The organism is Myxococcus vastator (assembly GCF_010894475.1).
GTDB classification, from domain to species: domain Bacteria; phylum Myxococcota; class Myxococcia; order Myxococcales; family Myxococcaceae; genus Myxococcus; species Myxococcus vastator.
This window is the reverse complement of record NZ_JAAIYB010000002.1, coordinates 44,921-58,397: the sequence shown is the minus strand read 5'-3', so window position 1 is coordinate 58,397 and position 13,477 is coordinate 44,921. Positions and strand designations below refer to the sequence as shown.

14 protein-coding genes are annotated in these 13,477 nt (G+C 71.0%); 5 read left to right on the top strand and 9 right to left on the bottom strand.

All coding sequences use genetic code 11. The annotated features are described in order from the left end of the window. Positions 1-279: 279 nt before the first annotated feature. The 4 genes from G4D87_RS00555 (at position 280) to pdxA (ending at position 4,483) form a co-directional block, all read left to right on the top strand. Complete coding sequence (locus G4D87_RS00555; RefSeq protein WP_163777190.1) at positions 280-1,299, top strand: alpha/beta fold hydrolase; 1,020 nt, start codon at positions 280-282, stop codon at positions 1,297-1,299. A 106-nt stretch (positions 1,300-1,405) separates the two neighbouring features. Beyond that, the gene (locus G4D87_RS00550; protein ID WP_176409923.1) at positions 1,406-2,404 is read left to right on the top strand and encodes a peptidylprolyl isomerase; all 999 of its coding nucleotides are present in this window, start codon (positions 1,406-1,408) and stop codon (positions 2,402-2,404) included. Between the two features lie 64 nt (positions 2,405-2,468). Further along, positions 2,469-3,437, top strand: coding sequence for a peptidylprolyl isomerase (locus tag G4D87_RS00545; RefSeq protein ID WP_176409922.1), 969 nt, complete (start codon positions 2,469-2,471; stop codon positions 3,435-3,437). Between the two features lie 5 nt (positions 3,438-3,442). Further along, positions 3,443-4,483, top strand: a complete 1,041-nt coding sequence (pdxA, locus tag G4D87_RS00540; RefSeq protein ID WP_163777170.1) for a 4-hydroxythreonine-4-phosphate dehydrogenase PdxA — start codon at positions 3,443-3,445, stop codon at positions 4,481-4,483. Here pdxA and G4D87_RS00535 read toward each other — a convergent pair. Continuing rightward, the gene (locus G4D87_RS00535) at positions 4,404-4,721 is read right to left on the bottom strand and encodes a (2Fe-2S) ferredoxin domain-containing protein (RefSeq protein ID WP_163777169.1); all 318 of its coding nucleotides are present in this window, start codon (positions 4,719-4,721) and stop codon (positions 4,404-4,406) included. The genes pdxA and G4D87_RS00535 overlap by 80 nt on opposite strands. 39 nt (positions 4,722-4,760) lie before the next feature. Further along, the gene (locus tag G4D87_RS00530) at positions 4,761-6,317 is read right to left on the bottom strand and encodes an AgmX/PglI C-terminal domain-containing protein (protein ID WP_163777167.1); all 1,557 of its coding nucleotides are present in this window, start codon (positions 6,315-6,317) and stop codon (positions 4,761-4,763) included. A 592-nt stretch (positions 6,318-6,909) separates the two neighbouring features. On the opposite strand from G4D87_RS00530, the gene G4D87_RS00525 reads away from it, so the two are divergent. Continuing rightward, entirely contained in the window at positions 6,910-7,491 is a 582-nt protein-coding gene (locus G4D87_RS00525) for a carboxypeptidase-like regulatory domain-containing protein (RefSeq protein WP_240357895.1), read from the top strand. Here the strand turns inward: G4D87_RS00525 and G4D87_RS00520 are convergent. From G4D87_RS00520 to hpf, 7 genes are all read right to left on the bottom strand, one after another. After that, positions 7,454-8,857: an aminopeptidase P family protein gene (locus tag G4D87_RS00520; protein WP_163777165.1), complete on the bottom strand. Its 1,404-nt coding sequence runs from the start codon at positions 8,855-8,857 to the stop codon at positions 7,454-7,456. The genes G4D87_RS00525 and G4D87_RS00520 overlap by 38 nt on opposite strands. 15 nt (positions 8,858-8,872) lie before the next feature. Next, positions 8,873-9,253 (bottom strand): response regulator, encoded by a 381-nt coding sequence (locus G4D87_RS00515; RefSeq protein WP_013936365.1) that lies wholly within the window; start codon positions 9,251-9,253, stop codon positions 8,873-8,875. Beyond that, complete coding sequence (locus G4D87_RS00510; RefSeq protein ID WP_163777163.1) at positions 9,253-9,981, bottom strand: sensor histidine kinase; 729 nt, start codon at positions 9,979-9,981, stop codon at positions 9,253-9,255. The genes G4D87_RS00515 and G4D87_RS00510 overlap by 1 nt, the downstream gene beginning before the upstream one ends. A 3-nt stretch (positions 9,982-9,984) precedes the next feature. Further along, the gene (locus G4D87_RS00505) at positions 9,985-10,752 is read right to left on the bottom strand and encodes a response regulator (RefSeq protein WP_163777161.1); all 768 of its coding nucleotides are present in this window, start codon (positions 10,750-10,752) and stop codon (positions 9,985-9,987) included. Beyond that, a complete protein-coding gene (locus tag G4D87_RS00500; RefSeq protein ID WP_163777159.1) occupies positions 10,749-12,149 on the bottom strand; it encodes a sensor histidine kinase in 1,401 nt (466 codons plus the stop codon). The genes G4D87_RS00505 and G4D87_RS00500 overlap by 4 nt, the downstream gene beginning before the upstream one ends. Further along, positions 12,146-12,760, bottom strand: a complete 615-nt coding sequence (locus G4D87_RS00495; RefSeq protein ID WP_163777157.1) for a thioredoxin domain-containing protein — start codon at positions 12,758-12,760, stop codon at positions 12,146-12,148. Before G4D87_RS00495 ends, G4D87_RS00500 begins: the two co-directional genes overlap by 4 nt. 295 nt (positions 12,761-13,055) lie before the next feature. Beyond that, the gene (gene hpf / locus G4D87_RS00490; protein ID WP_140797039.1) at positions 13,056-13,391 is read right to left on the bottom strand and encodes a ribosome hibernation-promoting factor, HPF/YfiA family; all 336 of its coding nucleotides are present in this window, start codon (positions 13,389-13,391) and stop codon (positions 13,056-13,058) included. Between the last annotated feature and the right edge of the window lie 86 nt (positions 13,392-13,477).

Sequence of the window (13,477 nt, the reverse complement as noted above, 5' to 3'; positions counted from 1 at the left end):
GACATCCCCCACCACGCCCAACAACCGCACCTGGTGCCGCTCCATCTTCCGGAGGGCCGCCAGAATGGTATCCGTGGGAAAAACGGTGGCGATAAGGGAGGACCACATTTCCTTCAAAGCCTGTTTCCGCCGCATTGCCACGTCCTCCGAGTCGTTGCCTACATCTCCCTGCAACAGTCCTGCCGGGCAGGAGCCTGCTCACCAATGAACACGGCATGGCCCCGCGGTCCGGCTTAGACTGGTGACGTGACTCGTCGACAGGTGGCACGGCTGGGCCGGATGGCGGACCTCTTTTCGCGGACGATGACGCGCGGGAAGGAGGGGTTGCTGACGCTCAGCTTCCGCCCGGATGAGCTGTACCGGGTGCCCACGGACGACGGGGCCTCCATTGCCCTGGGCCGCTACCACGCCCGAGGCGAGAAGCGCTTCGCCCAGCCCGTCATCCTCTGCCACGGGCTGGGGGCCAACCGCTTCCACCTGGACTTCGACGAGCAGTACAGCCTGGCTCGCTACCTGGCCCGCGCCGGCTTCGAGACGTGGGTGCTGGAGCTGCGGGGCCGGGGGCTGGCGGGCGACTGCCCGGACTTCAACTTCGACGACCAGGCCGAGCACGACGTGCGCACGGCGGTGCGAACCGTCTTGTCCACAGGTGCGAAGGAAGTGCTCTGGGTTGGTCATTCCAAGGGAGGGTTGATGCTCTACGCCCACCTGGCGAAGACACCGCAGGCGCCCGTGCGGGCGGCCGTGGCCCTGGGCAGCCCCTTCACCTTCGCGGTGCAGCCGGGCCTGCGCACCTTCATCCAGAGGGTGGAGCCGGTGCTGAAGCTGCGGGTCATCCCCACCAGCCGCGTCACCAGCATCGCCCTGTTCGGCGCGCCGCCGGGGCCCATGAGCCGCTACATGATGCTGGCGGAGAACATGGAGACGGAGGTGGTGCGGCGCGCGCTGGCCAACGTGCCCGCCGACATCGCCGGCGGCGTGGGGCGCCAGTTCGCGCGGTGGATTACCACCAACCGCTTCACGTCCTACAACGGCGAGTTCGACTACCGGGAGTCCCTGTCCCGGGTGACCATCCCCTTCCTGCTGCTGGCGGGCAGCAAGGATTTGCTGGCCCCGCCCATGGCGGTGGCGCGCGCCAAGGAGTACCTGGGCGGGCCGGTGAAGATGCTCGTGGCGGGCAAGGCCCACGGCTTCGGGGCGGACTACGGGCACGCGGACCTGATCCTGGGCCGCCGGGCCCCGGACGAAATCTTCCCGCTGATTGAGGCGTTCCTCTCCGCACACGCGACGCGGCCGTAGGCCCGGTGAGGTTGTCCGGCCCTGCCCGGCGTGCTACCGGAACGGGCCTCGCGCCATGACTGACGGCTTGCCACCCTGGAGCCCTCCCCCTCACGAGGCCCCGCGCATGCGCTTCTCTCCTACTCGCGCCTTCCTGGTCCCACTCGCCCTCGCGCTGGCGGCGGGGCTGGGCCTGCCCGCCTGCACCAAGCCCGTGAAGGAGACGCCGGAGGCCCTGGTGGTCGCCAGCGTCAACGGCGAGGTGCTCAGCCGGGCGGACTTCGAACAGGAGCTGTGGCGCGAGCTGGCGCTGTCGGACGTGTCCCAGCGCACCTCCGAGGACGTGGAGCCCTTCAAGCACGCGCTGCTCGACACGTACATCCACCGGATGCTGCTCCTCCAGGAGGCGCGAAAGCACAACATCACCGTCACCCCGGAGGAGGTGGACCGGGGGGTGCTGCGGCTGTCGGGGGATTATCCGGCGGGCAACTTCAACGAAGTCCTCGCCCAGGGCCAGCTGTCCATGGCGGAGCTGCGCTCGCGGGAAGCAAGCCGGCTGACCATCGAAAAGCTGTTCGCCAGCCACGTCTATTCGCGCGTGGCGGTGACGGAAGAAGAGCTGCGGGCCTGGTACGCCGCGCACGAGCAGGACTTCCACGAGCCCGAGCAGGTCCACGCCGCGCAAATCGTGGTGAAGGGCCTGGACGAGGCACGGCGGCTGCAATCCCAGCTCAAGTCCGGCAAGAAGTTCGCGGACCTGGCGCGCAGGTATTCGCTCAGCGCGGACGCCAAGCTGGGGGGCGACCTGGGGTTCTTCCCCCGGGGGCAGATGCCGCCCGCCTTCGACGAGGTGGTATTCAAGCTGGGGGTGGGGCAGGTTTCGGACGTGGTGTCCACCGAGTACGGCTTCCACCTGTTCCGCGTGCTGGAGCGCAAGCCGGCGCGCAAGCGGGAGTTCGCGGAGGTGCGTGCGCTGGTGGAGGGCAAGCTGCTGGAGCAGAAGCGGTCGCAGGCGCAGGAGACGTTCGAGAAGGAGCTGCGGAAGAAGGCGCAGGTCCAGGTGAACGAGGCCACGTTGCAGGCCATCCGCGGGCGGGTGGCGCCCCAGCAGGCGACGGCGGAGTGACGACGGAATCGAAGACCGGGGCGGCGGTTGGACGCGCCCGGGGTGGTACGGAAGGATGGCAGGAATGAAGAAGCTGGTGGCGGCAATCGCGGCGGTGGCGCTCCTGGGGAGCGGCGGGGCGGCGCACGCGGAGCTGGTGGACAAGGTGGCCGCGGTGGTGAACCGCGACATCATCGCGCTGTCCGAGGTGCAGCAGCGCGCGGCGCCGGAGATGGCCCGCGTCAACGACCCGGACCCGCGCAAGCGCGGCGAGCAGCGGCTGGCGCTGATGAAGACGGCGCTGGACACCCTCATCGGCGAGAAGCTGATGGAGTCCGAAATCGCGCAGCTGGGCATCACCGCCACCGAGGCGGAGGTGGATGAGCTGGTGGCGGACGTGCGCCAGCAGAACAACATCACCGACCCCGCGCAGTTCGAGCAGCTCCTGATGGGGGAAGGCCTCACCATGGCCACCTACCGGGACATGATGCGCAAGCGCATCCTGAGAGACCGCCTGCTGCGCATGAAGGTGGGCCCCCAGGTGAAAATCACCGAGGAGGACCTCAAGGCCGCCTACACGCAGTACACGCGCCTGGAGAGCGGTGACTCGGAGGTCCACGCGCGCCACATCCTGGTGCAGGTGGACGCCAAGGCCACGGCGGAGCAGGTGGAGGCCGCCAGGCAGCGGGCGGAGGCCATCGCCACGGAGGCGCGCCGGCCGGGCATGGACTTCGCTTCGCTGGCCCGCGCCCGCAGCGAAGGCCCCAGCGCCGCGGACGGGGGCGACTTGGGCTGGTTCAAGCGCGGCGTCATGGTCGCGGCCTTCGAGAAGGCCGCCTTCGGTCTCCCCGAGGGCGGCGTCAGCGCGCCGGTGCGCACCAACTTCGGCTGGCACGTGCTGAAGGTGGAGGAGCGCCGCTCGGTGGCCGCCGCGTCCTACGAGGAGATGCGCTCCAAGCTGGAGGGCAAGCTGCTCCAGGAGAAGACGGAGAAGTTCCTCGACCAGTACGTGCAGGAGCTGCGGCAGAAGGCCAGCATCGACGTGAAGATGTAGCCGCCATGGGACTTCCGCTCGTCGGCATCTCCCTGGGGGACGTGTCGGGCATCGGGCCGGAGGTGACGGCCGCGGCCCTGACGAAGCCCGCCGTGCGCAAGGTGCTCGTCCCCGTCATCTTCGGGGACGGGCCCACGCTGGCGCGCTTCCCCGTCTTCCGCCGCTACGCCCGCGTGGAGCCCTCCGCCCTGGGCCGCGTGGAAGGCCCCACCGTGGTGGAGGTGACGCGGCTGCCGGAGAAGGACCGCGCGCCCGGGAGGCCCTCGCGCGAGGGCGGCCGTGCGCAGTACGCCTTCGTGACGGCGGCCATCGACGCGATGCGGGCCGGACACGTGGACGCGCTGTGCACCGCGCCCGTGTCGAAGGAGCAGATTTCCCGCGCGGGCATCCCCTTCATGGGCCACACCGAGGTGCTGGCGGAGGCCTTCGGCGTGGACGTGATGATGTTGATGGACGGGCCTCGCGTGCGCGTGGCGCTGGCCACCAACCACGTTCCCCTGGCGGACCTGCCGCGCCTGCTCACCGTGGACGGGCTGACGGCGCAGCTCAAGCTGCTGTCGCGCAGCCTGGAGCCGGTGGTGGGCCACAAGCCGCGCATCGCCGTGCTGGGGCTCAATCCGCACGCGGGCGAAGGCGGGCTCCTGGGACGCGAAGAGGTGGAGGTGATTGGCCCCGCCATCCGCAAGGCCCGCGCGGCCCGGGTGGACGCGCATGGGCCCATCCCCGCGGACGGCCTCTTCGCGAAGCCCGACGCGGTGGGCGCGCGCTACGACGCGGTGCTGGCCATGTACCACGACCAGGGGCTCATCCCGGCCAAGGCGCTGGACTTCGAGCGCACCGTGAATGTGACGCTGGGCCTGCCCGTGCCGCGCACGTCTCCCGACCACGGCACGGCGTACGCCATCGCTGGCAAGGGTGAGGCGAGCTGCGTGCCCATGGTGGAAGCGCTGCTCAAGGCCGCTCAGCTCACGGGGGCCCGTCTTTCGCACCGGACAACGCGGCGACGTGCTCGGCCAGGTCCGCTCCGTCCTTCGCGGGGTCGATGAGCTGGACGTGCGCCCCGGAGCCACTGTCCGGGAGCACCATCACCGTCACGAGGCCTTCGGGGCACTCCCCCAGACACCCTGACTCCATCACCCGCGTCCGCTCCGCGAGCCCCCGTCCCGCCAGGGCCTCCTGCAGCCGGCTCGGCAGGTCCACGCCACCGGCGCTGACCTCCAGCCGCATGAGGCAGCAGTGGCAGACGTGCAACTCGGTGGGCTCCGGGGGTTCGAGCGCTGACATTCCAGGAGGGAGCATAGAAGCCAGCGGGCCGACCCCGCCTCAGAAAATGAAGGGGAAGCGGATGGGCTCCCGCATCCGCACCTGATGCACCGGGAAGGTCCAGCGGCGCACCACGTCCTCGATGCAGCGCGACAGCGGCGTGGCGCGCAGCGCGGCGGTGTCCATGGACACGTTGAGCGTCTCACCGCTGGGGAGCACCGACCACTGCACCATGAAGCGGCCACCGGCCTCCATCGGCGTGCCCTGCGCGTGTGAGCGCAGGCATGCGGTGATGGCGGGCTGGTTCGTCAGCACCACCTGCTTCACGTCCTCCGGCGTGAGGTGCGCCTTCACGTCCACCGCGGGCGGCACGTAGACGGTGCGCGCGGGCTCCTCCGCCTTCGCGCCCTCCGCGTCCGCGTCTTCGGTGAAGCCCAATTCGCGCGCGAAGGCCTCGTCGAGGTCCGCGTACGGCCCCTGCTCCGACGTGTCCTCCTCCACGGCCTCCGCGGCGACGTCGCCCGGGGAAGTCGCGATGCCGTCCTGAGACGCCGCGCCTTCCGCCTCAGGGGCTCCGAAGTCGAGCTCGACGGGCGCGGGAGGCAGGGCCGACGCTGCGTCCGTCTTCGTGGGGGCCTTGCGCTGGATGGGCGCGGGGCGCACCACCGCGAGCGACTCCGCCACGGGCGTGCCCGGGTTTCGCGCCGGCTCCGAAGCAGGCGTGGACGCGCGCAGTCCCTTCGCCGCGTCCTGAAGCAGCGCCGAGCCCATGCCCGGCTGCGTGCTGGAGACCGCCACGGACGACACAGCACCGGAGACGTGCGACGGGGCCTCGAGTGCCGCGTCCGACGATGAGCCGCTCACGGCGGCCTCCGCGGACGTGCTTGCTCCGCTGACGTGCCCCGACGGGGCGGCGGTGCGCATCGCGGCGCCAGCCTGGGCGTCACCGCTCGCGCCGAGGACAGCGCCGTGCGCCGTGCGCCGGAGGGCATCATCGACGCTCGCCCGCGTCCCCGTGGAAGCTCCGCGCACGGAGAGTCCCGCGACCAGCAGCAGGCCCGCCGTCAGCGCGCCCACGGCCGCCGCGCCCATCAACGCCCCGGGACGAAGGCCCAGGACACGGCCTGTCTTGGTCGCGCGCGCACGACGCCACCGCGCGGACTCCGGGGGCGCATGCGTCGGCGCATCACCCCACATGGGCGCAGCCGGCGCACGCGCCAGCACATTCTCCGCACGCGGCGGCAACAAGGCACCCAGGGACGTCACCTGCTTCGCTCCAGGCGAAGTGCGCATCCACTCGGGAATCTCCACCGTGGGCTCGGGCAACACGTCCAGCGCGTGCGAGGTGGACGGCGGCAGGCGCGCCAGCCACGCCGTCTCCTCCTCCGCGAGCGCGAGCAGCGCGCGCATGCTCGCGGAAACCTCCGCCACGGGTGCGGTGGCCTCCACGGCCGCGTCGTCTTCTCCCGCCTCGAGGAGCTCACGGTCGAGATACGCGTCGAGGTCTCCCTCCAGCACCTCGCTCACGGGCACCACGCCGCGCGGCGCCAACGCACCTGGAGTGCTTTTGCCCTGAGTACGGAACTGCCCTTCAGCTCCGGAAAGAAGCTCGTCCACACGCCCTCCCTCGCCCGCGCTGCACTCACCGGCCCTGACTTCGACAGGGCGTGCAACGTAGGAACCAGTCCTCGTCGCGCCACCCCCCACTGTTCGTCCTAGAACGCTGTGCCTCCTGGAGGCACCACGCCTGTCCACTGCTTCACCGGATCAACTCACGGCGGATGGCGCACGCGGACCCGCAACTTCGCGTTTCGGAGATTCATTCCGCACGCGTGCACGCGCGTTGTGCTGACACCCCCCATGTATCGAGCACGCCTCGCATCCGCCCTGCGGGCCTCCAGCGCTCCGACCTGAAGATGACGGATGGCACCGACGCCGTGTCCTTCACCGACGTGTGGCAGCGCCGCGACGGGCAGTGGACGGGCAGTGGAAGAGGGGGTTCGCGTTCAGCAGGCCGGCCGCGCCCGCCGAGGCGCAGCAGGCGCCCGAAGCCGCACCACAGCAGCAGCAGGTCCTGCCCTGGCGTCCCACCGGGACGTTCCACACCCCACACCTCCGATACGCGGCGTCAGGCGCCGCGCACTCCGCACCGCGGCGCCGCCTGCGCAGCGCACGCAGCTTGATACCCTCCGAGCAGCGGGAGGCCGTCATGATGCAGCGCTTGCACGGTGAGCGCCGGTGGAGGCTGCCGGCCCAGGGGGAAGACTGGCTCGTCGTACCGTCCGTCGACCTGGAGCGCCTGAAACATCCACACGCGCCCGTCCCCGACGTCTTCGTCAGCGCCGCCTTGAAGCGCTGGCTGGCCACCCCCGCCGCGCACACGCTGTATGCGATGTACGAAGCGCTCGGAGGCAGCCGCCCGCTGGGCCTGTCCGGCCTGGAGCGCGGCCGGTACGAGCAGCGCCTCCAGCAGCGGCTCACCGAGGCCTTCACGCACCGCGAGCTGGTGGCCCTCCCCATGGCGCGGCCGGTGCTCCTGCCCACGCCCTGGCCGGAGCCACCGCCACAGACGTCCGAGGAAGCCCCCGTCGAGGAACAGACGTGGCTGGCCATCGAGCTGAAGGACGAAGAGGGCAGCCCCATCCCCCACGCGCGCTACCGGGTGACGCTCCCGGATGGAAGCACGCGCGAAGGCACGCTCAACAAGAATGGCTATGCGCGCGTGGACGGCGTGAATCCCGGCCAGTGCCAGGTCACCTTCCCGGAGCTGGACGGGCAGAGCTGGTCATGACGGCCTCGATGTCCGAGGCCTCCTTGGGGATGGCGGCGGTGAGCACCTCGTTGCCACCCGGCGTGACGAGCACGTCGTCTTCGATGCGGATGCCGCGCACGTCCGCGTAGCGCGCCAGCACGTCGCGCCGCAGCCTGTCCCCCGCGCGCGCCATGAGCCGCGCGTCCGACAGGATGGCGGGCACCTGGTACAGGCCCGGCTCAATCGTCACCGCCATGCCGGGCTCCAGGTCCCGGTCCAGCCGGAGTGAGCGGTGGCCGAACTCCGGCGAGCGCGCGCGGCCCGGCGCATAGCCCGCCCGGTCCCCCAAATCCTCCATGTCATGCACGTCCAGGCCCAGCAGGTGGCCCACGCCGTGCGGGAAGAAGAGCGCGGTGACGCCGTCCACCACCAGCTCCTCCGCGTCTCCCCGGAGGATGCCCAGCGCCACCAGGCCTCGTGCCAGCTCCCGGTGCGCGGCCAGGTGCACGTCGCGGTAGCGCGTCCCCGGACGGACGGCGTCGATGCTGGCCTGCTGCATGCGCAGCACGACGTCGTACAGCTCGCGCTGCGTGGTGCTGAAGCGCCCCGTCACCGGCCACGTGCGCGTCACGTCACAGGCGAAGCCAGCGGGGCTCTCACCGCCCACGTCCGCCAGCAGCAGGTCTCCCTCGCGCAGCGTGTGGTCATAGCGCAGGTTGTGCAGCACCTCGCCGTGCACGGTGACGATGGGCTGATACGCCGGCCGCACGTCGCGCGAGACGAACTCCGCCTCCATCGCGGCGCGCACCGCGGCCTCCAGGATGCCCGGCCGCGTGGCGCGCATGCCCGCCACATGGGCCGGCGCCGTGACTTCCGCGGCCTGACGCAGCTGCGCCTGCGCGGCGTCGTCATGGCGGAGCCGCAGCGCAATCATCGCGTCCGCCAGCGGCACGTCCACCGCCGCCAGGTGGCCGGGGCGCACCTCGCGGCCCAGCAGCGCGGCCACGTCCAGGCACGTCTCCCAATCTGGAGTGGGCAGCGTCGCCACGTCGCGGCCCTTCAGCGCCGCGGGTAGCTCGGCGCGCGAGCGCACGGTGCAGCCCGTGCGCTCCGCGATTTCAGCGAAGCCGGGCACCGCGCCGTCCCACAGCGCGTCGTCGGGGCCGGGCTCGGGCAGGTACAGCGTCCAGCCCTGGCCGTCATGGAAGCCCACGCCGTCCGGCGTCGCGAGCCCGAAGAGGTAGAGGAAGTGGCTCGACGCGCGAAAGGGGAACTGGTCGGCGGCGTAGTTGCGCGGGCGGGGGCGGCTCGACGCCAGCAGCGCGGGCGCGCTCCCCAGGACTTTCGCCAGCTGCTCCCGCCGCCGGGTGAGAGCGGAGCGCTCGGAAACGGAAGGGAGCAGCATTCTGGAACCTCGCGTTCAGGCCCCCAGCGGGCGCTGGGGCAACAACTTGAAGAGGAAGGCCAGCAGGTCGTCGAAGTGGCCGCCCTTGCGGAAGACGGCGTCCACCGGCATGTCGATTTTCCCGTCATGACCGGTGACGAAGACGACCTTGGTCTTCGGCATGTGGTGGCGCACCAGCGGAATCAGCCCCGTCCCAAAGCCGTCACCCAGGCTCTGGTCCAACAGCACGGCGTCATACGCACGAGGCCGGTTCAATAATCCCGCGGCCTCCGAATAGGAACCAGCGGTGACGACCGCGAAGCCCGCATCCTCCAGCAACGCGGACAGCGTCATCCGGTTGGAGGGGTCGTCCTCCACGAGCAGCAGGCAACGCCCGAACGTCCAGTTCGTCTCCATCACTTGCTCCCCCGAGTCACGTCACTTCGGTCATGCGCCCCGGCCTCCGCGCCCGTGAATTGAATCTCCACGTAGGTGCCCCCGGAGGGGCCCGCGCCCAGGTCCAGCTGCCAGCCATGCCGCACGGCCGTCCGGTGGACGATGCTCAGCCCCAGGCCGGCGTGGTGGGACCGCGTGGTGAAGAAGGGCTCCAGCGCGCGGGAGTACGCCTCCGGCGCCAGGCCCTCTCCGGTGTCCTCCACGCGCAGGCACACGCCGCTCTCGGTGTCGCGCGTGTGCACCGTGAGCGTGCCACCGCGCGGCATGGCCTCCAGCGCGTTGTCCACGAGGCAGCGCACCAGCAGCGCCAGGTCCTCCGCCTCCAGCGGGACGCCGCCCTGCTCCTTCAGGTCGCGCACCACCTCCACGGACGGCGGCACCTGGGCCTCGGCGAGCGCGTGCTCCACGCCGACGCGGGCGCTGCACCGGGGGCGCGTGCCACCCGTAGGCGGCGGCGCGCGCTTGGAGAGCACGTCCTCGGCGGACGTCAGCTCCTTCTCGATGAGCTGGAAGAACGTCTCCACGCGTGGGTCCGCGCTCCAGAGGTCCGTCTTCTTCACCTGCCGCATCAAGTAGAACGAGGCGTTGCGGATGCTGGCCAGCTTGTTGCGCAGGTCGTGCCGCAGGGTGGAGGCCACCACGTCCGCCACCGCCGCTCGCTCACGCGCCTGGAGGTCTCTGCCTGCCATGGGTCAAATCCTCGCGCCTTGCGGCCCTTGCTGAGGCCGGCCTCGCACCCGTGCAATCGCCTGTACCAGCTCGCGCAACGGTACCGGCTTGGTCATGCACACCACCGCGCCCTGCGCCGCCACCCTGCGCAGCATCTCCGGCACCACGTGGCCGGACACGGCGATGATGGCGACGGACAGGTTCGCCGCGCGCACCTTGGACACCAGCTCCGGCCCGCTCATCTCCGGCATCACCAGGTCCAGCACGCAGACGTCGTACTCCCCCGAACGCAGCGAGGACAGCGCCTCCTCGCCGCTGTACACGGCGCGCGCGCGCAGCCCCACCGTGCTCAGGGCGCGCACCATGCCGCGCGCCACCTGTTCGGTGTCGTCCACCACCAGGACCTGGGGCGCCGCCGCCGCGCGCAGCACCGTGTCCAGCGCGTGCGCCACGTCGAAGGGCTTGGGCAGCACGGTGAAGGCGCCCTCGGCGAGCGCGTCATCCACCAGCTCCTCCGCCGTGAAGGCCGTCATCAGCACCACCGGCATGTCGGGGCGCTCCTGCTTGATGCGGCGCAAGAGCTCCACGCCGTGCAGGCCGGGCATGCGGATGTCCGTGAGCACCACGTCCACGGACTGCTTCTCCAGGAGGCGCAAGGCCTCCTCACCATTGGCCGCCTCGAGGACCGTGTGGCCCTCCAGCTCCAGGTTCGCGGCCAAGGTGATGCGAAGCGACTCCTCGTCGTCGACCAGCAGGATGCGCGCGGGGGCCACTGCGACGTCCTCCATCATGCGGCCTGGGCCGCCGCTGCCGCGGGGAGCTCAATCAGGAACTCACTACCCCGCTCCGCTTCGCTGCGCACAGAGATTGTGCCGCCATGACGTTGCACCATGTTGGCGACAATGGCCAGCCCCAAGCCGGTGCCACGCGTCTTCGTGGTGAAGAGCGGTTCGAAAATCTTGGGCAGCACCTCCGGAGGAATCCCCGCGCCGTCATCCACGACCCGGACGCGCCAGGGGCTCGCGTCTCCACCTTCCGCCACGACTGAAACCTCCCCCGTGCGCCCCACGGGCATGGCCTCCACCGCGTTCTGCACCAGGTTCACCAGGACCTGGCGGAACTGCTCCTTGTCCAGGTGTGGCACCGGCAGCGACTCCGGCACGTCATTGATGATTCGCACCCCTTCCCGCTGCGGCACCACGCCAATGGCCTCGTCCACCAGCGGACGCAGCGGACACGGCTGGAGCGCGGGCGGACGCTCGCGGGCGAAGTCGAGCAGGTCGGAGATGATTTTCGCGCAGGCGTTCAGCTCGCGCTCCATCAGCCCCAGGAACTGGGGCACCCGTGGGTCATTCGCGGCCCCCGCCGGGTCCTTCGTGAGCTTCCGGGAGAGGTAGGCGTGGGAGTTGCGCACGGCGGCCAGCGGGTTTCGCAGCTCGTGCCCCACGCTGGCGGCCAGCTGTCCCACCGCGGCCAGCTTCTCCACGCGGATGAGGTGCTCCTGGAAGCCGCTGAGCTCGCGCAGGGCGCGGTCCAGCTCGCGCGCCTTCGCGTACTCACGCTCGCGGGCCAGCTCCAGCTCCGCCCGGCGCACCGCCACCTCGCGCAGCTCGCGCAGCATGCCCCGGCACGAATACACCAGCACCACGTCGATGAAGGCCACCCAGAAGGCGTGCTCCACGAAGCGCCACAGCTCCGGCGGAAAACCGCCGTAGAGCGAGTGCGACCACATGGTGCCGCGCAGCACGTGGTCCACGACGGTGGTGATGCTCGCGGTGAGCAGCACCCACGGGTCGCGGTACAGCGCCAGGAAGGCCAGCGAGCCGAAGATGTGGAAGTGCGTCTCCACCCGGCCGTCCGTCAGGTAGATGAGCAGCGAGGACCAGAGCGCCTGGCATACGGCCACCACGTGACGGGTGGGCGTGGAGCCCGGGCGCCAGCGGGCCATCAACATCGGGAAGGCGCTGAGCAGCGTGCCCACCAGCAGGGCCGCCTGGAGCTGCGCGCCGCTGCTCCGCGGACCGAACAGGGCGATGACGATGCCCACCCCCCACTGGCCCAGCATCAGCCCCGCGAAGAGCCGGTCCGTGCGGACCTGCACCGCGGACAGGTGCTCGCGGAACAGCCGCGCGGCGCGCTCCTTGAGCGCCAGGGGCGGGCTGGACGTCTCATCCCGCGCCGGGCTCATGGCGTGCTCCCGCGGGGGTCTTCCAGCTCACAGCCGTAGACGGCGTGTCCGGCCAGCGCTTCCGCCGGCGCGTCCTCCAGCAGGGCCTCCACCGCGGCGCGCCCGGCGTTGTCGCCCGCGTGGCCCCGGGCCGTGGTGATGCCGCCGCTGAAGCGCAGCGCCCCACCCGCGTCGTAGAAGAGCACCTGACCGGAGGTGACGGCGCCGAAGCGCTCCGCCTGGACGCCGCCCTCGTCGCGCAGCGCGGTGACGCCCGGAATCGCCGCCGCGGAGCGCCACAGCTCGCCCTGCTCCCAAGCCTCGCCGGTGCCCTCGGGCTTGAGGAAGAGCACGAAGGCGTCCAGCCGCCCCCGCGCCTTCGCCATCACCCACGAGAGCTCGCCCAGGCTCGCGCGCGTACAGGGGCAGCGCGGGTGCGCCAGCATCACCAGCGTGGGGCGGCCCTCCACGCGTGGCACGGTGGAATCCCCGGGCCAGCGCGCGGGCGCCGCCAGGGACTCGCCGGGCGTGAGGGAGTAGCGAGCCATGGCCAGCGAGCCCGCCACGACGCCGCCGAGCCAGACGACGCCGGACACCACCCACCACCCACGCCTTCCCACGGGGCCCCTCATCGCTCAGCCCCCGGACTCGCCCGCGACCCACGCAGGCGCCCCGCGCACGGAGCCGTGGCGAACTTGGCAAGTGAGGCTGTCGAGTGGACGGCGGCGGTGGTGACGAGGTGGGGAGCCTCGGCGTCGACCCGCAGCACCTGGAGGCGCTGGGCTTTCATGGCGTGACAAGCCCCACGATAGCGCTCAGCACCCCAGGCCTGTCATGGGTTTGAATGGCAAATGTTCGGAAGGTGCGCCGCGCGACCGCCCAGCTGGATGTCTGTAATGAGAATGAAGCGCCGCGCGAGGGACACCGTCACCGGTGGTGCGTGTGGAGCGCGTCCGCGTAGTGTTGGAGCTGGCGCCTGGCGGCGTCGAACGCGTCCGTCACCGCTTGATAGGCATCCTCGTGGCCGGTGCGCGCCTGGGGGTCCCGGGTGGCGACGATGTTCCTTCCCGGCACACTCACATCCACACGCACGTGGAAATGCCGGCCGTGCTGCTTGTGCCGGTGCGGCTCCTCCACCACCACATGGCACCCCACGATGCCGTCGTAGAACTGCTCCAGCTTGCCGGCGTGGTCACGGATGTACTCGCTCAGGGCCTCGCTCGTCTCCATGCCCCGATAGGTGATTTGCAGCGCTCGGTTCATCGTCCGCCTCGCGTGGTGGTGCCCCCCAAGAAGGGGGCATCGGGTTGCCTCCCTTCCGGATGCATTTGCGCGGCCAGCGCGCCAGG